The sequence below is a fragment of the Hymenobacter aquaticus genome, assembly GCF_004765605.1.
In the GTDB taxonomy this organism is placed as follows: domain Bacteria; phylum Bacteroidota; class Bacteroidia; order Cytophagales; family Hymenobacteraceae; genus Hymenobacter; species Hymenobacter aquaticus.
The window spans coordinates 1,711,367-1,731,982 of record NZ_SRLC01000001.1 but is presented as its reverse complement, the minus strand read 5'-3'; the positions used below and the strand labels follow the sequence as shown (position 1 = coordinate 1,731,982).

Sequence of the window (20,616 nt, the reverse complement as noted above, 5' to 3'; positions counted from 1 at the left end):
AGCGGGAGACATCTCGCGTGCTGAGGTTGCAGTAGTAATCTGATTACCATTGCACGCGAGATGTCTCGGCTTCGCTCGACATGACGTTCTTACGACCATCAATCCATGAAAAAACTCGTGTACGCAACCCTTTTGCTGGCCGCTGTGGCCTGCAACCGGTTCCGCAATGAAGATAACACGGCCGCCGACGCCCCGGGCCAGGAGCGTATCGTATCGGTGTCGAAGCAGCTTACGGAAATGATTTTCGCCCTCGGCGCGGGCAATAAGCTCGTGGGCGTGGACCTGAGCAGCACCTACCCGGCGGCGGCCAAAAAACTGCCCACCGTGGGCTACCACCGCCTGCTCAACTCCGAGGGCATCGTCTCGCTGAAGCCCACCGTGGTGTATTCGGATGGCAACGTGGCCCCCGCGGCCGTGATGACCCAGCTGCAGAAGGTGGGCATTCCTATTAAGGAGTTCAAGCAAACCAAGACCATCGAGGAAGCCTGCCAGCTGCTCCGGCAGCTCGGCGACGGGTTTGGCAAGCGCCCCGCCGCCGACAGCCTGGCCCGGCAGCTCACGACCGACATGGCCACGGCTGCCGAGAAGCGCCAGCGGTTTGGCGACCGGCCCGTGAAGGTGGTTATCATTCACTACGGCCTGCAAAAGAACATCTACCTGGCTATGGGCCAGAAAAGCACCGGCACCCAGATGCTGGAGTGGGCCGGCGGCGTCAACGCCATCGACGCCACCGAGGGCATGAAGCCCATCAGCCCCGAGCTGATTGCCGCCGCCCAGCCCGACGTGATTCTGGCCACCGACTTCGGCTTCGACCGGATGGGCGGGCTGGAGAAGTTCAAGACCCTGCCCGGCGTGGCCCTCACGCCGGCGGCCAAAAATAACCGCATCTACCGGGTGGAAGAGCACGACATGGTGTATCTGGGGCCGCGTACGGGGCAGAACGTGCTAAAGCTCATGGAATTGATTCACCAGCCGACACCCAAGTCGTGAGGCTGAGCGCGGGCCGCGTGCGGCTGTATTTCGGCATCCTGCTGGCGGCGTTGCTGGTGAGTATCGTCGGCTCGGCGCGGCTGGGCGCGGTGGTGCTCACCTACGCCGAAATCGGCAGCTACCTGGCCCAGAGCCTGGGTTTCAGCGCCGCCAGCGCCGACCCGACGGCCGCGCTGCACGAAGGCGTGTTTTTCCAGATCCGGCTGCCGCGGGTACTGCTCTGCGCGGTGGTCGGGGCGGCGCTGGCGGTGTCGGGCACGCTGATGCAGGCCTTGTTTCGCAACCCCATCGTGGAGCCGGGCCTGATTGGCACCTCGGCCGGGGCGGCGCTGGGCGCGGCCTGCGTGTTCGTGCTGGGCGCTTCCCTGAGCTGGGTGAACACCACGTTTCTGGGCGCTTTCGTGCTGCCGGCCGCCGCGTTTGTGGGCGCCTTGCTGGCTACCGGGCTGGTTTACCGCCTGTCCAGGGTGCAGGGCCGGGTCACGGTGGCCTCGATGCTGCTGGCCGGCATTGCGGTGAATGCCCTGGCCGCCGGCGGCACGGGCTTCCTGGCCTACATTGCCCGCGACCCGCAGGCCCGCTCCATTACCTTTTGGAACCTGGGCAGCTTCAGCAGCGCCGACTGGCCCTCGTTCTACCTGGTGCTGGCCGTGACGGTGGTGGGCGTGGGGCTGGCGTTGCGCTTTGCCAAAGCACTGAATGCGTTGCAGCTGGGCGAGAATGAGGCGCAGTATCTGGGCGTGAACACCCGGCAGCTGCAAACCCGCATCCTGCTGCTCAACACCCTGCTGGTGGCCGTGGCTACCTCCACGGTGGGCGTCATCGGGTTCGTGGGCCTGGTGGTGCCCCACTTGCTGCGGCTGCTGCGCCTCGCCGACAACCGCCTGCTGCTGCTGGGCTCCAGTCTGCTGGGGGCCGTGCTGATGATCTTGTCCGACACGGTGGCCCGCACCATCATTGCTCCGGCCGAGCTGCCTATTGGCGTGCTCACGGCCTTTATCGGGGCCCCGGTTTTTCTGTGGATGCTTTCCCACTACCGGCAACTCAACCAGCGGGGCGGATTTTATGCTTAGGGCCGATAACGTCAGCTTTCAGGTGGCGGGCAAAACCCTGCTCCGCAACGCGTCGGTGGAGTGCCGGCCGGGCGAGTTTACGGTGCTGATGGGCCCCAACGGCGCGGGCAAAACCACGCTGCTGCGGCTGCTGGCGGGCTTGTACCAGCCCTCGGCCGGCCAGGTGCTCTACCACGATTCGGCCCTGAGCACCTACTCGGCGGCCGAGCTGGCCCGGGTGCGGGCCGTGTTGTCGCAGGAAATCCAGCTGGCCTTCCCGCTCAGCGTGGCCGACGTGGTGCTGATGGGCCGCTACCCGCACTTTCAGCGCAGCCCCGCGCGCCACGACCAGCAGATTACCCAGCTGGCCCTGGCCGAGCTGGGCATGAGCGACTTCGCCGACCGGGACTACTCCACGCTGTCGGGGGGCGAGGCCCAGAAGGTGCAAATGGCCCGGGTGCTGGCCCAGATCTGGGAAGAGCCCGCCCAGGGCACCCGGGTGCTGCTGCTCGACGAGCCCGTTTCCAGCCTCGATTTGCGCTACCAGCACCAGTTGCTGCAACTGGCCCGGCGCTTTTCCCGCCGGCAGACCATTGTGGTGGCCGTGCTGCACGACATCAACCTGGCCCTGGCCTACGCCGATAAACTCGTGTTTGTCAAGCAGGGGCAGGTGCACCGCACGCTGCCGCACCCCAACGAGCTGGACCAGCAAACCCTGGAGGAGGTATTTGGCCTCTCGATGCGCATCATCACCAACCCGTTCACCCAGAAGCCGCTGGTGGTCCACGCCGACTCCCACGAGCTGCCGCCGGACAGCTAATCCACCCCTAATCAACCCAACAAAAAGGGCGCAGCCGGCAGCTGCGCCCTTTTTGTTTTTTGGCAAGGCAGGTAGGCGCGGCCATCTGGCACGAATGAGGTACCGGTTTTTTACCACGCAGTCCGTAACCTCAACCTTGGCCCGGCGTAAGCTACAGGTTGGCAGAGCGCGGGAGGGAGCAGAACCTGAAATATTGCCGGGGCTGCTAACCTGGCGGGTCGTTGGTGGTTAGAATAACGCTTGCTACTGACCGGGAGCCTTGCCTCCAGGGCGTTTTTCGGCGGCCGAAGCCCAACCGGCCGGCTGCCGCGCGTATCATATTCTGTTTGTTGTTTGAAGCCGCTACTGCCATGAGTCAAGAGAATACTGCTGATTTCGCCGCCGATGCGCCGGGGGCCACGCCGGAAGACGGCTCCCGCCGTTCCTTTATCAAGCAGGCCGGCGGCATCCTGGGCCTGGCCCTGGCCCCGCCGCTGCTCAGCCAGGCCGAGCGGCTCACGGCCTTTTCCAAAACGGTGGAGGGCGTTACGGGTATGACGCTGAAAATTAACGGCACGGCCCGCACCCTCCAGGCCGAGCCCCGCGTGAGCCTGCTCGATGCCCTGCGCGAGTACCTCGATTTGACCGGCACCAAGAAAGGCTGCGACCATGGCCAGTGCGGGGCCTGCACCGTGCTGGTCGACGGCCGGCGCGTGAACTCCTGCCTGACCCTGGCCGTGATGAACCAGGGTAAGGAAATAACGACCATCGAGGGCCTGGCGAAAGGGGAGGAGCTGCACCCCATGCAGCAGGCCTTCATCAAGCACGACGGATTTCAGTGCGGCTACTGCACCCCGGGCCAGATTATGTCGGGGGTGGCCTGCGTGCAGGAAGGCCACGCCAAAACCGACGACCAGTGCCGCGAATGGATGAGCGGCAACCTGTGCCGCTGCGGCGCTTATCCCAACATCGTGGCCGCCGTGCGCGAGGTGGCCGGCAAAGCCTGACGGTGAATCAGTGAGTTGGTGAATTGGTGAGTTGTCGTTCAATCTGCGCAGACTGTGCAGCCCCGCGCCACCAGAACATCAAACTCACCAGTTCACAAATTCACCATCTCACCCCTTCCCCGCATGAACAACTTCAGCTATACGCCGGTCAGCACGGCCAAAGAGGCCACCAACATTCGCAAGGATAAAAAGGAGGCGGCCTTTATTGCCGGCGGCACCACGCTGCTGGATTTGATGAAGGCCAACGTGGAGCAGCATACTCAGCTGGTCGACATCAACCTGCTGCCGTTCCGGGGCATCCAGGAAACGGCCGACGGCCTGCGCATCGGCGCGCTGGAGCGCATGAGCGACGTGGGCGAAAATACTCTGGTAACGCAGCAATACCCGGCTGTTGCCGAGGCCCTGCTGCTCAGCGCCTCGCCCCAGCTGCGCAACATGGCCAGCATCGGCGGCAACCTGCTGCAACGCACCCGCTGCGGCTACTTCCGCGACCCGGCCTTTCCCTGCAACAAGCGCAACCCCGGCTCGGGCTGCCCCGCCCAGCAGGGCGACAACCGCAACCTGGCCATTCTGGGCACCTCCGAGGCCTGCATTGCCACCAACGCCGGCGACCTGGCCGTGGCCCTGGTAGCCCTCGACGCCGTGGTGACCCTGGAAAACGCCAAGGGCAAGCAGCGCCGCGTGCCGCTGCTGGAGTTTCATTTACTGCCCGGCACCACGCCCCAGCGCGAAACCGTCATCGAGCCCGACGAGCTGATCGTGGCCGTGACGGTGCCGGCCGCCGCCCACGCCCGCAAGTCGCACTACGTGAAGGTGCGCGACCGGGCCTCCTACGCCTTTGCTTTAGTATCGGCGGCCGTGGGCCTCGACGTGCAGGGCGGCCAGATCCGGGCGGCCCGCATTGCGTTGGGCGGCGTGGGCACCAAGCCCTGGCGGGCCCAGGAGGCCGAAAAGCTGCTGGTCGGCAAAGCCCCTTCGGCGGAGAGCTTCCGGGCTGCCGCCGCGGCCGCCGTGCGTGGCGCCCAGCCCCGGGAGCACAACCGCTTCAAGGTGGAAATGGCGCAGAAAACCGTGGTGCAGGCGCTGGAGGAACTGATGGCGTAAGCCCCGGCCGCTTCGGCGCCGCCGGGAGTTGCCCTTCCCGCCGGTAGTACGCCGCTCCATCCTATTACGAGTGGCCGTTCAACGATTGAGGCGCGAATCCGTGCCGCTACAGCTTCCTACTTATGGACAACGAACCAGCATTCTTCGAAACCAACGGCCCCGGCAGCGGCGGCGTGGTCGGCCAGCCCCTCGACCGGGTCGACGGCTTCGCCAAGGTGACGGGCCAGGCCAAGTACTCGGCCGAGTATAAGCTGCCGGGTCTGACCTACGGTGTGCTATGCACCAGTGACATTGCCAGGGGCAAAATCCAGAGCATCGACACCACCGCTGCCGCCCGGGAGCCCGGCGTGCTGGCCATCCTGACCCACCTGAATCTGCCCAAGCTGGCCAAAACTCCCAACGACGCGGAAGGCAAAAAGGCCATTGGGGCCCCGATGGGCTTCCTGCCCCTGACCTCGGACGTAATTCACTACGCCGGGCAGCCCGTGGCCCTGGTGGTAGCCGACACCTACGACCGGGCCGTGCACGCCGCCACGCTGGTGCGGGTGCAGTACGCCGTGGAGAAACCCGTAGTATCGTTTCTGGACCCCAAGGCTGAGCTGTTTGACCCCGAGAAAGTGCAGGACGGCAAAACGCCCGGCCACACCCGGCGCGGCAACCCGCAGCAGGCCTTTGCCGCCGCGCCCGTGCAGCTCACGGCCACCTACGAGCACGCCATCAACCACCACAACCCCATGGAGCCCGGTGCTACCACGGCCGTGTGGGAAGGCAACGACCGGCTGACCGTCTACGAATCGACGCAGGGTGTGACCCGCACCCAGAAGGCCCTGAGCGCCATGCTGGGGCTGCCCACCGAGCAGGTGCGCGTCGTGACCAAGTACCTGGGCGGCGGGTTTGGCTGCAAGGGCTCGACCTGGCCCCACACCATCCTGACGGTGCAGGCCGCCAAAGCCGTGGGCCGGCCCGTGCGCCTCGCGCTGACCCGGCCCCAGCAGTTTACCAGCATGGGCCACCGCGAAGACCAGCACCAGACCCTCAAGCTGGGCGCCACCCAGGACGGCAAGCTCACGGCCCTGATCCACGAGAAAACCTCCACCACCTCGCCCTGGGACAACTACGCCGAGCCCAACAGCCGCATCATCAACCTGCTCTACGCCTGCCCCGCCTTCGAGTCGACCTACCGGCTGGGCCGGGCCAACGTGATGACCTCGACCTTCACGCGGGCCCCCGGCGAAGCGCCCGGCTCGTTTGCCATTGAGTGCTCGATGGACGATTTGGCCTACCAGCTCGGCATCGACCCGCTGCAGATCCGGCTGCTGAACTACGCCGACAAGGACCCCACCAACGGCAAACCCTGGAGCAGCAAAAGCCTCAAGCAGTGCTACGCCCGCGGGGCCGAGCTCTTCGGCTGGAGCAAGCGCAACCCCCGCAACGGGGCCACCCGGCAGGGGCGCTACCTGGTGGGCTGGGGCATGGCAACGGCCTCCTATCCGGTGCACAACAACCAGGGCACGGCCCGGGTGCGACTCTACGCCGACGGCCACGCCGTGGTGCAAACCGGGGCCACCGACCTGGGCACCGGCACCTACACCGTCATGACGCAGGTCGCGGCCGACTCGCTGGGCCTCGCCCCCGAGAAGGTGCGCTTCGAGCTGGGCGACACCAACCTGCCCACGGCCCCCAACTCGGGCGGCTCGGTGGCGGCCGGCACGGTGTCGTCGTCGATTTACATGGCGGCCCAGGACGTGTGGCAGAAGCTGACCAAGCTGGCTGTGCAGGATAAAAAGTCGCCGCTGTACCGGGCCAAGCCCGCCGACGTGGTGGTGGAGAAGGGCCGGCTGCAGCTCAAGGCCGACAAAACGAAAGGCGAAGACTTCATGGCCCTGATGAAGCGCGCCGACATGGCCGACGTCGAGGGCATGGGCAACGGCAAGTACGGGGCCGGCTACGAGTCGGGCCGCACCGCCGGGGCCGCCGACTCGGGCCACGCCGACGATATGGGCGGCCACTCGATGCACTCGTTCGGGGCCCACTTCTGCGAGGTGCGCGTCGATGCGGAGCTGGGCACCGTGCGCGTCACGCGCTGGGTGAGCGTGCACGCCGCCGGCCGCATTCTGAACGCCAAAACCGCCCGCAGCCAGATTATCGGCGGCAGCATCTTCGGCATTGGGGCGGCGCTGATGGAGGAAACCTTCCGCGACCCGAACTTGGCCCGCTACACCAACGCCAGCCTGGGCGAGTACCACATTCCCGTCAACGCCGACATTCCCGACATGACCGTGGAGTTCATCGAGGAGCACGACCCCTACATTAATGCTATGGGTGTGAAGGGCATCGGGGAAATTTCGATGGTGGGCGTAGCCGCCGCCGTGGCCAACGCCGTATTTCACGCCACCGGCAAGCGCATCCGCAGCCTGCCCATCACCCCCGACAAAGTGATGAACAGCCTGAGTGTTTAAGGTGAGTTTTTATAAGAGTTAGGTAACTAGAAACTAGTTCCCCTCCTCAGATGAGGAGGGGCTAGGGGTGGTTGAAACGATAGAACGATTTAGGGCTAAATCTAAAAGTCGTTCAATGACAAACCACCCCTAACCCCTCCTTGAAAAAAGGAGGGGAACTAGCTTTCCTAGCCTTAGCCTCTAGCCGTAGCTGCTCAGTGCCAACAGTTAATACCATGACCGAACTACAACGTCTTATTCTGGCTTACGACGAGCACCGTGCCGCCGGCCGCGCCTGCGCCCTGGCCTCGGTGGTAGATGTGGCCGGCTCGGCCTACCGCCGCCCCGGGGCCCGCATGCTCGTGACGGAGGAAGGGCAGCTGACCGGCGCCATCAGCGGGGGCTGCCTTGAAGGCGACGCCCGCCGCCGCGCCCGCCAAACCATTCTGCAGGGCCGCCCCACGGTGGTCACCTACGACTCGACCGACCCCGACGACGACCTGCAGTTCGGGGCGGCGCTGGGCTGCCAGGGCGTGGTCCAGATCCTGCTCGAGCCCCTCGACTTCCAGAATCCCGACAACCCCCTGGAGCTGCTGCGCCGCTGGGCCGAAGGGGTAGAGGCCCCGGCCGTGGTGGCCACCGTATTCGGGATGGCCGGCCCCACGGCGGCGGCCCGCATGGGACAGCGCCTGCTGCTGCTCGCCGATGGCCGAGTGGAAGGCAACCTCTCGGCCGATTCGGAGCTGTACGACGCTATTCTGCAGGATGCCCGCGCCGCGCTGGCCGCCGGGCAGCCGGCCACGCGCCACTACCCGGCCGGGGCCGGCACCGTGCGGGTATGCCTGGAAATCCTGCGGCCCCCGGTGCGCCTGACCGTGTACGGGGCCGGCAACGACGTGCAGCCCGTGGTGCGCCTGGCCGCCAGTCTGGGCTGGCGGGTGCAGGTGCTGGATGGTCGCCCCAACCAGGCCCAGGCTGGGCGGTTTCCCGAGGCCGAAGCCGTGCGCGTGCTGCCCCTGGCCCAGGTGGAAGCCGAGCCGCACGACGCCAGCTTTGCCCTGCTGATGACCCACAACTACTACTACGATCTGGCCGTGCTGCGCCACCTGCTCTCGGCGCCCACCCGCTACATCGGGCTGCTGGGGCCGCGCAAGAAGTATGAGCGCCTGCTGGAAGACCTGCAAAAGGACGTGCCCGCTGCCGCCCAACAGCTCGAAGGCCGCCTCTACAGCCCCATTGGCCTGAACCTGGGCGGCGAAACGCCCGAGGAAATTGCCCTGTCCATCGTGGCCGAGATTCAGGCGGTGCTGGCCGGGCGACCCGCCGGCTTCCTGCGCGACTCCCCGCTCCCGATTCATCCGCCCCTGCACGCCACCGCGCCCCTGGTGATGGAAGGCCGGGCCGACGCGGCCTGTAGCCTGTAATGCTGCCGCCGCCAGTGCCGCTGTCCGCCATTATTCTGCTGGCCGCCGGAGCCTCCACCCGGCTCGGACGGCCCAAGCAGCTCTTGCCCTACCAGGGCCAGACCCTGCTGCGCCGCGCCGCCGAAACGGCCGTGGCCGCCGCGCTGGGCGGTCCGGTGGTGGTGGTTACCGGAGCGTTGCACGAGGATTTGTTGCCCGAGCTGGCCGGCCTGCCGCTCGCGGTGGTGCGCTGCCCGCAGTGGGAGCAGGGCATGGGGGCCTCGCTGCACTGCGGCCTAGCCGCGCTGGACCCGGCCGGGGTCCTGAGTAGCGTTACCATCCTGCTCTGCGACCAGCCGCTGCTCACGCCCGCCGTGCTGCGGCAGCTGGCCGCTACCCAGGCCGCCACCGGCCTGCCTATCGTGGCTGCCGAGTACGACGGGGTGCGCGGGGTGCCGGTGCTGTTTGCCGAAGCCGTCCTGCCGCTGCTACGGGCTCTGCCGCCGGCCGCCGGGGCCGGGCAGCTGCTGCGGCAGCACCCCGAACTGGTGGCCGCCGTGCCGTTTGCCGGGGGCAGCGTCGACGTGGATACGGAGGCCGGGTACGCGGCGCTGCTGGCCGGCCACTGGACGTGAAAACAGCCGCCCCCGGCCCCGCTGGTGGTCCCTCGCTGGCGCGCGTCTCCGACGCGTGTCCCCCGGTTTCGCGTCTCTGACGCGTACCATCCGCGCCGCCTGCTCCGTTCGTTCAACGGCCGCGTCAGAGACGCGGGACCGGTAAGCACGCGTCGGAGACGCGCGCCAGCTTGAAAACAGTACGCCCCCGGCCCCGCTGACTGGCAACGGGACCGGGGGCGGTTTTTCCGGGGATATGGGGCCGCGGGGCTTAGCGCGCGGTCATGCCCTTGAGCGAGATGACGTACTCGCGGGTCGTCGCGTCGTGGCGGATGGTGTAGGTGGTGGGGAAGTACTTGCCGGTCGTTTCGTACACGGTGGGCTGCTTGATGGCCTTTTCCACGCTCACCCCGGGCACGAGCATGGCCTTGGTAAACATGGGCTCCAGGAAGGTGACGTGCCCGTCGTAGGTGCCGTAGATAAAGGTGTGGCTGAAGCTGCCGCCGGGCTGATACTCCGGACTGGTGGGGTCGACCCAGTGCCGGCCCATCATGGGCACGGTGCGGCCGGGGGCCACGTTGGGGGCCGTAATGTAGCCGGCCGGCAGCTTGGTGGCAGCCGGGAAAATGTCGCCCTTGGGGTCGTCGAGGGTAATGGCGTGCTGGGCCGCCATCGGCTGCATGTAGAAGTGGGCGTCGAAGTGGGGCACGGTGTACACGGCCGTGGGCTCATGGCCGTTGGGGTTCCAGTCGAAGGAAATGTGGTCGAACGGCATCTGGGCGGTGGCGGGGCTGCTGGGCAGGGCCACGTCGTACATGGTGCCAAAGGCGGGCGTGGCGGGCAGGCCGTTGAGGGCCGTTTCGGAGAGGGCCACCCCGATTTCGGTGGGTTTGCCCTGGGCATCGGCCGACACGAAGCCGCGGGCCGTGCCGCTGCCCACCACGACGGTGGGACCGTAGGTCGTCGAGGGCGCGGCCTGCTCGTCGTCGTCGTCGTTGCAGGCACCCAGCAGGGCCAGGCTCAAGACCAGCAGCGGCAGGGGGCGACGCCACAGGGGCCGCCGGGTAGGAAGGGTGTTTTTCATAGCAGTGGGGAAAGAGTGAGGAGAATCTTGCTTCACCTATAAAGATAGGGAATTATATATTTTGCTTAGAATAACACATATATGTCTTGGAATGCTTTTGTAATGTGGGCAAAATTGGTATGGCAGCCACGCACCGCCGGGCCCAACCAACGGCCACCCAAGCCGCGCCTTCTAGTATCAGCCCGGCAGAACCCGCATTCAAGCCAGGGACTGAATAGATGTATTGCGTTGAAATAATTTCAATGAAACATTATTTTATATATGAAATCAATACCAAATCCCGTTATCTTATCGTCTCATCCTTAACCCATTTTCGTATGCCTATCGAATATTCCCTGGCCGAGCGCGGTAACCCGGCCAAGCCCACCGACGCCAAGAAGTTTTATGCTGTAGCCCGCTCCCAGGGCGACACGAGCGTGCGCGACATGGCCGGCCGCATTAATGAAATGAGTACCGTGAGCACCGTCGACGTGATGGCCGTACTCGAAGCCTTTTTTCAGACGGTGCCCCGCGAATTGGCCGCCGGCCGCATCGTGCGCTTCGGCGACTTCGGCTCCTTCTCGGTGAGCCTGCAAGGGGAGGGGGCCGCCTCCGAAAAGGAGTTCAGCGCCGCCCTCATCGACAACGTAAAGGTGGTATTCCGCCCCGGCAAGCTCTTCGCCTCGGCCATGCAAGGGGCCGAGCTGAAGCGGGTGAGCGAGCCATCGGCTGCCTCCGTGGCCAGGGCCGTAGCCCGCAAGCAAGCCAAGTAGTATTTCAAGACATAACTATGTCTTGCTCCAGACATAGTTATGTCTTACCTCAGACATAACTATGTCTGGAAAAAACGCCCGCGGGCCTGCCGATACCGGCAGGCCCGTTATTTTTGGAGCCGGGCCGCTTCTCGTGCCCTCAGTCGTTACCTTTCGTGCTATGTCCAAGCAACCCGCCACCCCGCCGCCCGCCTACTTCCTCTCCCTCAGCCTGGAAAACGTGCGCAGCTTCGGGGAGAAGCAGACCATTTCCTTTGCGAGGGAGGATGGAAGGCCCGCGCAGTGGACGATTATTTTGGGGGATAATGGGGTGGGGAAGACGACGGTGCTGAAGGCGTTGGCGGCGTTGAGGCCAATTAAGACGGGCTTCTCAGATGAAGATCATCTTATGCCAGCATATATGGAGATGAATGTTTCTAGATGGAAGCCTATTCGTCATTCAGGCGAGGGCACTACGATTATGAGTTGTATTACGCATATAGGGAGCAAACTAGCCGACGTATCCCATTCGGTAGTTGGAACATATTCCGTTATGATTCCTAGTCCAGAAGCTCAGAAGCGGGATAAGTATATAATTCATATCCCTGTAGTTGATAGTGAGAATGCCGAATTGAAATGCTATGGATATGGTGCTGGGCGTACTACTGGCACTACTACATTAGGAGCGTCTGAAAGTCCAGCAGAAGATAATTGCAGTAGCCTTTTTGATGATCGAGCTGATTTACTGAATCCAGAAGAATGGTTTTTACAGAAAATGCTTAGCTCTTATGTAAATCAAGGTGGTGCAAAGTCTGCATTAGTACAGATAGAAAGCGTGCGTCAAGCCCTATTACAGGTTCTTCCTGATGTCGCTGATATCCAAATCAAAAGCAATAAGCAGCAGCAGCAGCAGCTTGAGCTTCTCACGCCCTACGGCTGGGTGCGCCTGCGCGACATGAGCCTGGGCTACCAAACCCTGGTCGTGTGGCTTACCGACTTCGCCAGCAAGCTCTTCATTCGCTACCCCGATAGCCCGAACCCGCTGGAAATGCCGGCCATCGTGCTCATCGATGAAATCGATTTGCACCTGCACCCCAGCTGGCAGCGCAAGCTCATTGGCTTCCTCAGCGGCATCTTCAAGAACACCCAGTTCATTGCCACCGCCCACAGCCCCCTGGTGGTGCAGGCCGCCGGCGACGCCAATGCCAACGTGGTGCTGCTCAAGCGCGAGGGCGACCAGACGGTGGTGGTGCAGGACCTGGAAGACGTGCGCGGCTGGCGCATCGACCAGATTATGACCAGTGAGCTGTTTGGTCTGGAAACGGCCCGCTCGCGGGAAACGGAGGCAAAGATGGTTGAGCGGGCGGGCTTGCTGAGTAAGGCGCGGCTGACGGCCGCCGAGAAGAAGCGCCTACAGGAGCTGACGCAGGAGTTGGATCAGCAGCCCTTGGGTGAAACGCCCTCGGAGCGGGAAGTGCACGATGTGCTTCAGCAGCTTCGGCAGAAACTGGGGCGTAACCCCTCCGACGCGCCCGCACGATGATTGCAGTACAGAAAAGTGCCGTAGCTCCGGCCTCCCTGCAACGGCAGGCTGCGGCGGGCCGGGCGCAGCTAGAACAGGCCTATGATACGGACCGTGCGGGCTGCCAACGGCCCGGCAGTCCAACCCTAAAACCGCTCCGCCGTGTGTATGCTGCCCCCGACGTGAAAGCACTGCTTAAAGCGGATCAGCATAATAAATGCGCGTACTGCGAAACCCGCTTCGACCATAGCAGCCCTGGCGACGTGGAGCACTACCGCCCCAAAGCCGGCTACCGCCAAACGGCAGCCGGACAAATACAGGGCCCTGGTTACTACTGGCTAGCCTACGACTGGCAAAACCTGCTCTTTGCCTGTGAAGACTGTAACCGTGTCCGTAAGCGACAGTTGTTTCCACTGGCGAATGATCCTGCCGGTCGTGCCCGTATGCACCACGATGATGTGGCGCGGGAACAACCTTTGTTGCTGAATCCAGCCAGCACACCCGACCCCGAGCGGCACTTGACTTTTGCGGAAGAGGCCGCTAAAGGATTAACGTCGCACGGTCGTGCATCCCTCTCTGCCTACGACCTCAATCGTAAGGAACTGCTCGATGACCGTCGTGAAAGGCTGCGCTGTCTGCAGGATATTGAGTTTCTGGCTCAGCTGTTCGAGTTTGATCCTCCAGTAGTAGATATACAGCAGTTGATAACGCTGTACGGGTCGGAGGAAAAGCTAAGCCTGAAAATAGCGCAGGCCCGATTGGATTACCAGCGGGCTTTCCTTGACTCGGCCGAGTACGCCGGTATGGTGCGCGCCAACTTCGAGCACCTACCGCACCGGTAGCCGCGGACCCCGCGCGGCAGGCACACAAAAGACCTGCCGACGGGAGCAGGTCTTCGCGGGAAAACGACCGGGGAGGCGGAGTGGGGGCCGGGCCTAGCGGCTAGCTACCGGACCTGGCACGAGCTGGGTCTGGCGCTGGGTGGTGGTCTGGATGCGCAGGCCGTAGTGGTAGGTGGCGGCCCCGATGCTGACCACCACCTCGTAGGCCCCGTCGGTGAGGTTGCTCAGATTCAGCTGCTGCCCGCAGGCCGGCTGCCGGCTCTGTACTTTGTAGAGCACGCGCTGGTCGGCCTGCCGCAGCAGGCGCAGGGTGGTGGGCTGCTGGCTGGGGTTAGCGATGCGCACCAGGTAGCGCACCGAGTCCAGCTGCTGGAGGCACACGGGCTGGCCGGGAGTATCGGCGGCGGCGGGGCGGGCGGCGGCCAACGCCAGGGACGCGAAGAGGGCGGCGGAAAGCAGGTTCTTTTTCATAGCGCAGAAAGGGAGAGGGGAGTGAAATAAACCAAGAGAAACAACTGTGTCCGGCCGCGGGGCCGGGGTACTTCCGTTTTCCGTTGCAAAGGTGGCACCCGCCGCCCGGGCCGAAGGAAACTCTGGGTCTTGTTTTTGTCACCAAACTGTTACCAGGACCGGCGGCCGACTCGCCGCGGGGCTTGGCCGCTGGGCCCGGCCGGCCCGCCACCCCGGCCAGAAAAGCAAGCCCGGCAACGGCAACGCCAAATTCCCGTTATCTTGCCCAGCACCACACTGCCAACTTCCGCTTTCATGACGACCGTTTCCTCTGCTCCGGCCGCCGCGCCCGACGCTTCCTTCTCCGACATTCCCAAGGACGACAAGCGCATCACCCGCGGCTGGACCTTCTACGACTGGGCCAACTCGGTGTATCCGCTGGTCATTACCTCCAGCATCTTCCCCATTTACTGGGGCGCGATGGTGAAGCAGGTAACCCACACCGACAGCGGCAAAAGCCCGGTCGACTTCCTGGGTTTCCAGGTGCCGGGCTCCTCGCTGCTGACCTACGCCATATCGGCCGCTTTTCTCGTCATTGCCCTGATCAGCCCCTTCCTCACCTCGCTGGCCGACTTCTCGGGTCGTAAGAAGCTGTTCATGCAGATCTTCTGCTACCTGGGGGCGGCGTCCTGCGCGGCGCTGTTCTTCTTCACCCCCGATACCTTCACGGCCAGCACCTTCATCTTTATTTCGGCCACGGTGGGCTTTTCGGGCTCCATCGTGTTCTACAACTCCTACCTGCCCCTGATTTCGTCGGAGGAAAAGTATGATTCGCTCTCGGCCCGGGGCTTTTCGATGGGCTACATCGGCTCGGTGCTGCTGCTGGTCATCTGTCTAGGCCTGATTATGGGCCACGACAAGCTCGGGCTGGAGGAAGGCTTTGCCACCCGCCTGGCCTTTCTGCTGACCGGCCTCTGGTGGGCCGGCTTCGCCCAGATTCCCTTCTTTGCCCTGCCCGCCGACCCCGGCCGCCCCGCCGGCGCCGACGATGAGGCCGGCTGGCTGCTGAACGGCTTCCGGGAGCTGGGCAAGGTCTGGGACCAGCTCCGGCACCTGCCCAACCTGAAACGCTTCCTGCTGGCCTACTTCACCTACAACATGGGCGTGCAGACCGTGATGTACGTGGCCACCATCTTCGGCGACGAGGAGCTGAAGCTGGAAAGCTCGGCCCTGATTCTGACCATTCTGCTGCTCCAGCTGGTTGGTATTCTGGGCGCGTACCTGTTCTCGAAACTCTCGGAGCGCATCGGCAACACCCGGGCCCTGAGCTGGTCGGTATTTATCTGGATGCTGATCTGCGTGGCCGGCTACTACGTGCAGGCCGGCTGGAGCTTCTACGCCTTGGCCTCGGTTATCGGCCTCACGATGGGCGCCATCCAGAGCCTGTCGCGCAGCACCTATTCCAAGATTATTCCGGAAAACACGCCCAACACCGCCGCTTTTTTCAGCTTCTTCGACGTGACCGAGAAGCTCAGCATCGTGATTGGCACGGCCGTGTTCGGGGTCATTGCCCAGGTTACGGGCTCGATGCGCAACAGTATTCTCTCGCTTATCGTGTTCTTCGTGCTGGGCCTAGTGTTCCTGCTCACGCTGCGCGGCCGCAAGCTGCGCGACGAGCCGCAGACTACCACGCCGGCCGTGGGCCCACCGCCCGCCACGCCCAATGTGGGCATGCCGGCTACCACCAAGTAGCCCGCCCCGGCATCCTGCCCAAAGCCCCGCCCCCCGGTGGGGCTTTGGTGCTTTATTTACCGGCCGGCGGCTAACTTTTCGGCGTGATTCAGCTTGTAAACCAACCCTAGTTTCCACCCCAACCCCGTTTCCGATGGCCGACACGACCACTCAACCCACCCTGCAAACCGCCCTGAGCCAGGAGCTGAAGCGCGAGCTGCAACTCACCCGCCGCCTGCTGGAGCGCGTGCCCACCGGGCAGTTTGGCTGGCAGCCCCACCCCAAATCCATGAAGCTCGGTACGCTGGCTTCGCACATAGCCAACCTGGTCGGCTTTCTGGAAATGTCGTTGCAGGGCCCCGAAACCGACATGCTGACCCGGCAGGCGCCGCCTTCGCCCACGGATACCGACGAAGTGTTGCGCCGCTTCGACCTCAACGCCGAGAACATCCACAAAGCTCTGGCCGACGTCGACGATGCCACCTTCCACGACCTGTGGACCCTGCGCCGCGGCGAGCAGACGATTATGCAGCTGCCCCGCACGGCCGTGGCCCGCACCCTGGTCCTGAACCACCTGATTCACCACCGCGGCCAGCTCAGCGTCTACCTACGCCTGCTCGACATTCCCGTGCCCGCCATCTACGGCAGCTCCGCCGACGAAGGACCCGCTGCTTAATGTGCTCAGGTGCTAATGTGTTTTGAATGTGCTAAAGGAGGTTCTGTCATTGCGAGGCGTCAGTCATTCCGCGCCGCAAGCGGCGTCAATCCGTCCGCTGAAATGGGCCGAGCTTCCTTATGTGAAAAGCCCTGATGCCTGACCCGTGTAACGCGAAGTTTTACTTCGCGAGTCGTTGAACGACGGTCGTTCAGCCGGCTCCGACGCCTCGCGAAGTGAAACTTCGCGTTACAACAGAAAGCCCTTTACTCCGGCAGGAATAAAGGGCTTTCTGGTAAAAGGCGTGACTACCTGCGCAGAGGATGGATTGACGCCGCTTGCGGCGCGGAATGGCTGACGCCTCGCAATGGTAGACGATTAGCACATTCCCCACATTAGCACCTGAGCACATTAAAAAATCACCTTTTATACACCTGCTCGCCGGCAATCCACGTCTGCTGCACTTGCGCCCCGCGCAGCTCATTGGCGGGGGCTTTCAGTAAGTCTTTGTTGAGAATCACGAAGTCGGCGGCCTGGCCGGGCTTGATGCTGCCTTTCTGCCGGTCCTCGAAGGCGGCGTAGGCGGCCCAGGTGGTCATGCCGCGCAGGGCGTCGGGGCGACTCAGGGCGTTTTCCATCTGGAAGCCGCCACTGGGGTAATTCTTGGCATCCTGCCGGGCCACGGCCGAGTGGAAGCCGAACAGCGGGTTGATATCCTCCACAGGGAAGTCGGAGCCCAGCGCCACCTGCCCGTACTGCTTGCGCAGCTCCTCGTAGGCGTAGGCCGTTTTCAGGCGCTGCGGGCCCAGCCGCTCGCCGGCCCAGTACATATCGGAGGTAGCGTGGGTAGGCTGCACCGAGGGCACGATGCCGAACTGCGCGAACTTGGGCATGTCGGCCGGGGTAATCACCTGGGCGTGCTCGATGCGCCAGCGCCGGGTTTTGTCGCCGCGCAGGGCCTCGCCGTAGATGTTGAGGATAATCCGGTTGGCCGAGTCGCCGATGGCGTGGGTGTTCATCTGGAACTTGCTGGCCGCAATGTCCTTAGCCAGCTGCCGGTATTCCTGCTCGGTAGACAGCAGAAAGCCGGTTTCCTTGGGCCGGTCGTGGTAGGGCTCTACCAGGCAGGCCCCGCGGGAGCCCAGGGCGCCGTCGGCGTATACTTTAAAGGAATTTACCGTGAGCCGGTCCTGAAAAACGGGGCCGTTCTGGAAGTAAAACGCCTTGTTGGCCGCCGTGGGGTTGAGCATGGCGTAGAGGCGCAGCTTGAGCTTGTGCTGCTGCTGCAAGGCTGCCAGCCGGTCGATGTTGGCTTTGTCGAGGCCCGCGTCGGCGAGGCTGGTCAGGCCCACGGCCAGGCACTGCTGCTGGGCTTGCAGCAGCAGGGTGTTGGCCTCGGCCGGCGTCGGCTCCGGAATCTTCCCCGACACCAGATCCACGGCGTTATCCACGAGCAGGCCGGTAAGCTGGCCGTCGGCGGCCTTGGTAATGGTGCCGCCGCTGATAGGCGTGCGGGCCGTAACGCCGGCCAGGTCCAGAGCTTTCTGATTGACCAGGGCGGCGTGCCCGTCCACCCGAATCAGGAACACCGGCACGTTGGGGAACAGGCGGTCCAGCTCGGCTTTGGTCGGAAACTGCTTGGTGGCCCAGTCGTTCTGGTCCCAGCCCCGGCCCGTGAGCCAGGCGGCCTGCGGGTACTGGCGGCGGTGCTGCCGCAGCTTGTCCAGCACCTCCGCCCACGACGCGGTGCCCACCAGGTTGGCGTCGCGCAAACCCAGGGCGTAGCGGTAGAAGTGGCAGTGCGCATCATAAAAGCCGGGGTAGATAAACTGCCCCTGGGCGTCGACTTCCTGCTTGGCCTGAAACTGCTGGCGCAGCTCGGCGGCCGGGCCCACGGCTACAAACTTGCCATCCTGCACGGCAAAGGCCTGGGCCTGGGAAAAGGTGGAGTCGACGGTGTAGACCGTGGCATTGTAGACCAGCAGGTCGGCGGGCTGGCGCGCGGAAGGCGAGGAGCAGGAAGCTGCCAGGCCCAGCAGCGGCAACAGCAGAGAAGAGCGCAGAATCGAAGTCATGGGGCGAAGGTACGCACCGGCTGCTGTTCTGCCAGAGCCCCGGTTAGCCGGTTACGGTCTCCAGCTGCTGGCAGTGCTGCAGCCACTCCAGGGCGGGTTCCTTGTCGGTAAACCGCTCGTTGCGGTAGGGCCGCTTATCGTAGTATGTGGCGTCGGGCACGCGGCCGTCGGCCAGGTCGCCGGCCAGGTGGTGGGGCGCCATCAGGAAGGCCAGGTACGTGGTGCGCTTCAGCCGGGGCTGCACCAGGGGCAAAAACTCGTTCAGGGTCCAGAGCACGTCGGCGGAGTCGATGCCGGCGCGGCGCCGGATGTCGAGCAGCCAGAAGCGGCAGTCGTGCGCCACGGCCTGGTCGAGCAGGGCGTGGTAGCCCCGGTGCAGCTCGAAGGGCATCACGCCGCGCAGCCACTTGGCCGTGAGTATCTGCCGGGGCGCGTCGTGGTAGATTTCCAGGTAAGGAGTAGCAAACACGGGCATAAGCGGGCAGGTATGAGTGGTCGGGAAGGGGGCGGAATGCGGGATTGAGGCCGCAGATTACAAAAAATCCCCGGCACCGAGGGCGGCACCGGGGATTTTTGCGAAGTTACTTCGACTCGTAAACTCGTCGGTAGCAGCCGTTTTGCCTACTCGAAGCGCATGTGCTTCACCGATTCGCCGGAGTTTTGCAGCTCAATCAGCGAGTCGATACCGATTTGCAGGTGGGAGGTCACGTAGTCGGACGTCACCTTTTTGTCGCTCTCGGAGGTTTTCACGCCCTCGGGCGTCATCGGGTTGTCGCTCACCAGCAGCAGGGCGCCGTGGGGAATTTCGTTGACGAAGCCCACGGTGAAAATCGTGGCCGTTTCCATGTCCACGGCCATAGCCCGGATCTGGCGCAGGTAGTCCTTGAAGTTCTCGTCGTGCTCCCACACGCGCCGGTTGGTGGTGTACACCGTGCCGGTCCAGTAGTCTTTCTCGTGCTTCTTGATCATGCTGCTCACGGCCCGCTGCAAGCGGAACGAGGGCAGGGCCGGAATTTCGGCCGGCAGGTAGTCATCCGACGTACCCTCGCCGCGAATGGCAGCGATGGGCAGGATCAAATCACCCAGCTTGGTCTTGTTTTTCAAACCGCCGCACTTGCCCAGAAACAGCGCCGCCTTGGGCTTGATGGCGCCCAGCAGGTCCATGACCGTCGCGGCCATCGGCGAGCCCATGCCGAAGTTGATAATGGTGATGTTGTTGGCCGTAGCCGTTTGCATGGGCTTATCAATTCCCCGGATTTCGACGCCGAACTGCTCGGCGAACATGGTCACGTAGTTGATAAAGTTGGTCAGCAGGATGTACTGGCCAAACTCGCCCAGCGGCACGCCGGTGTAGCGGGGCAGCCAGTTCTCGACAATGTCGGCTTTGGTTTTCATACGGTGAATTGGTGATTTAGTGAGTTGGTGATTTAGTGAGTGATTGGCTCGGTGAAATAGAGAAAATAACGAGTCATTAAACAACAGACTCACTAAGTCGCTAACTCACCACCTCACCGCTGGGGTACAAAAAAACCGTCGAACAACTGTACGACGGTACCCGGACGAAAAGCAGTAGCAGAGGCTCCGGGCCGTACCTTTGTAGGTGATGCAAGAACTGAGTCTGCCGCCTTTCGAGTACAAAGTTACCCAATCCGGCGAAAATTTGCTAATCTGGGATATCCTGCGCCGCAAACAAGTGGTGCTGACGCCCGAAGAATGGGTGCGCCAGCACGTGGTGCATTATCTGATTGACCATCTGGGCTATCCGAAAGGGCTGCTCAGCCTGGAGCGGGGCCACGCCTACAACCAGCGCCAGAAGCGCACCGACCTGTGCGCCTTCGACGCGGCCGGCAAGCCGCTGCTGCTGGTCGAGTGCAAGGCGCCCTCGGTGCCCATCACGGCGGCCGTGGCCCACCAGGCGGCCACTTATAACCAGACCATCGGGGCCCCGCTGCTGCTGCTCACCAACGGGTTGCAGCACTACTGCTGGCGCGTACATTTCGCGGAGCGCACCAACGAGCGGCTCGGCGCCATTCCCTCGTATACCGAGGCCGTGGCCCCTCCGGCTTAAGCCGGCGGAGGCTGCGCCTTGCCTCCGCTTCCCGGCTGGCCCGGTTGCTGC

General features: G+C 63.7%; 19 protein-coding genes and 1 pseudogene. 15 read left to right on the top strand and 5 right to left on the bottom strand.

Translation table 11 applies throughout. The annotated features are described in order from the left end of the window. Positions 1-105: 105 nt before the first annotated feature. The 8 genes from E5K00_RS07140 (at position 106) to E5K00_RS07105 (ending at position 9,428) form a co-directional block, all read left to right on the top strand. A complete protein-coding gene (locus tag E5K00_RS07140) occupies positions 106-990 on the top strand; it encodes a heme/hemin ABC transporter substrate-binding protein (RefSeq protein ID WP_135462549.1) in 885 nt (294 codons plus the stop codon). After that, positions 987-2,063, top strand: a complete 1,077-nt coding sequence (locus E5K00_RS07135; RefSeq protein ID WP_135462548.1) for a FecCD family ABC transporter permease — start codon at positions 987-989, stop codon at positions 2,061-2,063. The genes E5K00_RS07140 and E5K00_RS07135 overlap by 4 nt, the downstream gene beginning before the upstream one ends. After that, positions 2,056-2,862 (top strand): heme ABC transporter ATP-binding protein, encoded by an 807-nt coding sequence (locus tag E5K00_RS07130; protein ID WP_135462547.1) that lies wholly within the window; start codon positions 2,056-2,058, stop codon positions 2,860-2,862. The genes E5K00_RS07135 and E5K00_RS07130 overlap by 8 nt, the downstream gene beginning before the upstream one ends. A 350-nt stretch (positions 2,863-3,212) precedes the next feature. After that, positions 3,213-3,848, top strand: coding sequence for a (2Fe-2S)-binding protein (locus E5K00_RS07125; RefSeq protein WP_135462546.1), 636 nt, complete (start codon positions 3,213-3,215; stop codon positions 3,846-3,848). Positions 3,849-3,971: 123 nt separating this feature from the next. Further along, positions 3,972-4,952: an FAD binding domain-containing protein gene (locus tag E5K00_RS07120; protein ID WP_135462545.1), complete on the top strand. Its 981-nt coding sequence runs from the start codon at positions 3,972-3,974 to the stop codon at positions 4,950-4,952. A gap of 122 nt (positions 4,953-5,074) precedes the next feature. Beyond that, positions 5,075-7,411 carry a xanthine dehydrogenase family protein molybdopterin-binding subunit gene (locus tag E5K00_RS07115; RefSeq protein WP_135462544.1) on the top strand — a complete coding sequence of 779 codons (2,337 nt, stop codon included), beginning with the start codon at positions 5,075-5,077 and terminating at the stop codon, positions 7,409-7,411. Positions 7,412-7,626: 215 nt separating this feature from the next. Further along, entirely contained in the window at positions 7,627-8,814 is a 1,188-nt protein-coding gene (locus E5K00_RS07110) for an XdhC family protein (protein ID WP_135462543.1), read from the top strand. Beyond that, positions 8,814-9,428 (top strand): nucleotidyltransferase family protein, encoded by a 615-nt coding sequence (locus tag E5K00_RS07105; protein ID WP_135462542.1) that lies wholly within the window; start codon positions 8,814-8,816, stop codon positions 9,426-9,428. The genes E5K00_RS07110 and E5K00_RS07105 overlap by 1 nt, the downstream gene beginning before the upstream one ends. A 250-nt stretch (positions 9,429-9,678) precedes the next feature. Here the strand turns inward: E5K00_RS07105 and E5K00_RS07100 are convergent, their stop codons facing one another. Next, complete coding sequence (locus E5K00_RS07100) at positions 9,679-10,491, bottom strand: DUF5602 domain-containing protein (RefSeq protein ID WP_135462541.1); 813 nt, start codon at positions 10,489-10,491, stop codon at positions 9,679-9,681. A 317-nt stretch (positions 10,492-10,808) separates the two neighbouring features. Between E5K00_RS07100 and E5K00_RS07095 the strand changes: the two genes are divergently transcribed. The 4 genes and pseudogenes from E5K00_RS07095 (at position 10,809) to E5K00_RS07085 (ending at position 13,586) form a co-directional block, all read left to right on the top strand. Beyond that, positions 10,809-11,243, top strand: a complete 435-nt coding sequence (locus tag E5K00_RS07095) for an HU family DNA-binding protein (RefSeq protein ID WP_135462540.1) — start codon at positions 10,809-10,811, stop codon at positions 11,241-11,243. A 61-nt stretch (positions 11,244-11,304) separates the two neighbouring features. After that, positions 11,305-11,574, top strand: a pseudogene (locus E5K00_RS23310) (AAA family ATPase); the annotation flags it as partial. Positions 11,575-12,057: 483 nt separating this feature from the next. Beyond that, positions 12,058-12,765: an AAA family ATPase gene (locus E5K00_RS23075; RefSeq protein ID WP_245328228.1), complete on the top strand. Its 708-nt coding sequence runs from the start codon at positions 12,058-12,060 to the stop codon at positions 12,763-12,765. A 161-nt stretch (positions 12,766-12,926) separates the two neighbouring features. Beyond that, the gene (locus E5K00_RS07085) at positions 12,927-13,586 is read left to right on the top strand and encodes an HNH endonuclease family protein (RefSeq protein WP_167856779.1); all 660 of its coding nucleotides are present in this window, start codon (positions 12,927-12,929) and stop codon (positions 13,584-13,586) included. A gap of 93 nt (positions 13,587-13,679) precedes the next feature. Here the strand turns inward: E5K00_RS07085 and E5K00_RS07080 are convergent, their stop codons facing one another. Next, on the bottom strand, positions 13,680-14,057 hold the full coding sequence (locus E5K00_RS07080) for a hypothetical protein (protein WP_135462537.1): 378 nt from the start codon (positions 14,055-14,057) through the stop codon (positions 13,680-13,682). A gap of 294 nt (positions 14,058-14,351) precedes the next feature. On the opposite strand from E5K00_RS07080, the gene E5K00_RS07075 reads away from it, so the two are divergent. Both E5K00_RS07075 and E5K00_RS07070 read left to right on the top strand, forming a co-directional pair. After that, a complete protein-coding gene (locus E5K00_RS07075) occupies positions 14,352-15,788 on the top strand; it encodes an MFS transporter (RefSeq protein WP_135462536.1) in 1,437 nt (478 codons plus the stop codon). A gap of 133 nt (positions 15,789-15,921) precedes the next feature. Next, positions 15,922-16,443, top strand: coding sequence for a DinB family protein (locus E5K00_RS07070; RefSeq protein WP_135462535.1), 522 nt, complete (start codon positions 15,922-15,924; stop codon positions 16,441-16,443). A gap of 398 nt (positions 16,444-16,841) precedes the next feature. Here E5K00_RS07070 and E5K00_RS07065 read toward each other — a convergent pair whose 3' ends face one another. The 3 genes from E5K00_RS07065 to E5K00_RS07055 all read right to left on the bottom strand — a co-directional run bounded on the left by E5K00_RS07065 (position 16,842) and on the right by E5K00_RS07055 (position 19,892). After that, positions 16,842-18,497: an amidohydrolase gene (locus E5K00_RS07065; protein WP_135462534.1), complete on the bottom strand. Its 1,656-nt coding sequence runs from the start codon at positions 18,495-18,497 to the stop codon at positions 16,842-16,844. A gap of 43 nt (positions 18,498-18,540) precedes the next feature. After that, a complete protein-coding gene (locus tag E5K00_RS07060) occupies positions 18,541-18,972 on the bottom strand; it encodes a hypothetical protein (RefSeq protein WP_135462533.1) in 432 nt (143 codons plus the stop codon). Positions 18,973-19,118: 146 nt separating this feature from the next. Next, positions 19,119-19,892, bottom strand: a complete 774-nt coding sequence (locus E5K00_RS07055) for an AMP nucleosidase (RefSeq protein WP_135462532.1) — start codon at positions 19,890-19,892, stop codon at positions 19,119-19,121. Between the two features lie 265 nt (positions 19,893-20,157). On the opposite strand from E5K00_RS07055, the gene E5K00_RS07050 reads away from it, so the two are divergent. Next, on the top strand, positions 20,158-20,565 hold the full coding sequence (locus E5K00_RS07050; protein ID WP_317128874.1) for a type I restriction enzyme HsdR N-terminal domain-containing protein: 408 nt from the start codon (positions 20,158-20,160) through the stop codon (positions 20,563-20,565). The last annotated feature ends 51 nt before the right edge of the window (positions 20,566-20,616 follow it).

What these genes read in the sequence shown, in the direction of transcription:
- E5K00_RS07140 (WP_135462549.1), top strand. Translation starts at nt 106, where the DNA reads ATGAAAAAACTCGTGTACGCAACCCTTTTGCTGGCCGCTGTGGCCTGC.
- E5K00_RS07130 (WP_135462547.1), top strand. Translation starts at nt 2,056, where the DNA reads ATGCTTAGGGCCGATAACGTCAGCTTTCAGGTGGCGGGCAAAACCCTG.
- E5K00_RS07125 (WP_135462546.1), top strand. Translation starts at nt 3,213, where the DNA reads ATGAGTCAAGAGAATACTGCTGATTTCGCCGCCGATGCGCCGGGGGCC.
- E5K00_RS07120 (WP_135462545.1), top strand. Translation starts at nt 3,972, where the DNA reads ATGAACAACTTCAGCTATACGCCGGTCAGCACGGCCAAAGAGGCCACC.
- E5K00_RS07115 (WP_135462544.1), top strand. Translation starts at nt 5,075, where the DNA reads ATGGACAACGAACCAGCATTCTTCGAAACCAACGGCCCCGGCAGCGGC.
- E5K00_RS07110 (WP_135462543.1), top strand. Translation starts at nt 7,627, where the DNA reads ATGACCGAACTACAACGTCTTATTCTGGCTTACGACGAGCACCGTGCC.
- E5K00_RS07105 (WP_135462542.1), top strand. Translation starts at nt 8,814, where the DNA reads ATGCTGCCGCCGCCAGTGCCGCTGTCCGCCATTATTCTGCTGGCCGCC.
- E5K00_RS07100 (WP_135462541.1), bottom strand. Translation starts at nt 10,491, where the DNA reads ATGAAAAACACCCTTCCTACCCGGCGGCCCCTGTGGCGTCGCCCCCTG.
- E5K00_RS07095 (WP_135462540.1), top strand. Translation starts at nt 10,809, where the DNA reads ATGCCTATCGAATATTCCCTGGCCGAGCGCGGTAACCCGGCCAAGCCC.
- E5K00_RS07080 (WP_135462537.1), bottom strand. Translation starts at nt 14,057, where the DNA reads ATGAAAAAGAACCTGCTTTCCGCCGCCCTCTTCGCGTCCCTGGCGTTG.
- E5K00_RS07075 (WP_135462536.1), top strand. Translation starts at nt 14,352, where the DNA reads ATGACGACCGTTTCCTCTGCTCCGGCCGCCGCGCCCGACGCTTCCTTC.
- E5K00_RS07070 (WP_135462535.1), top strand. Translation starts at nt 15,922, where the DNA reads ATGGCCGACACGACCACTCAACCCACCCTGCAAACCGCCCTGAGCCAG.
- E5K00_RS07065 (WP_135462534.1), bottom strand. Translation starts at nt 18,497, where the DNA reads ATGACTTCGATTCTGCGCTCTTCTCTGCTGTTGCCGCTGCTGGGCCTG.
- E5K00_RS07060 (WP_135462533.1), bottom strand. Translation starts at nt 18,972, where the DNA reads ATGCCCGTGTTTGCTACTCCTTACCTGGAAATCTACCACGACGCGCCC.
- E5K00_RS07055 (WP_135462532.1), bottom strand. Translation starts at nt 19,892, where the DNA reads ATGAAAACCAAAGCCGACATTGTCGAGAACTGGCTGCCCCGCTACACC.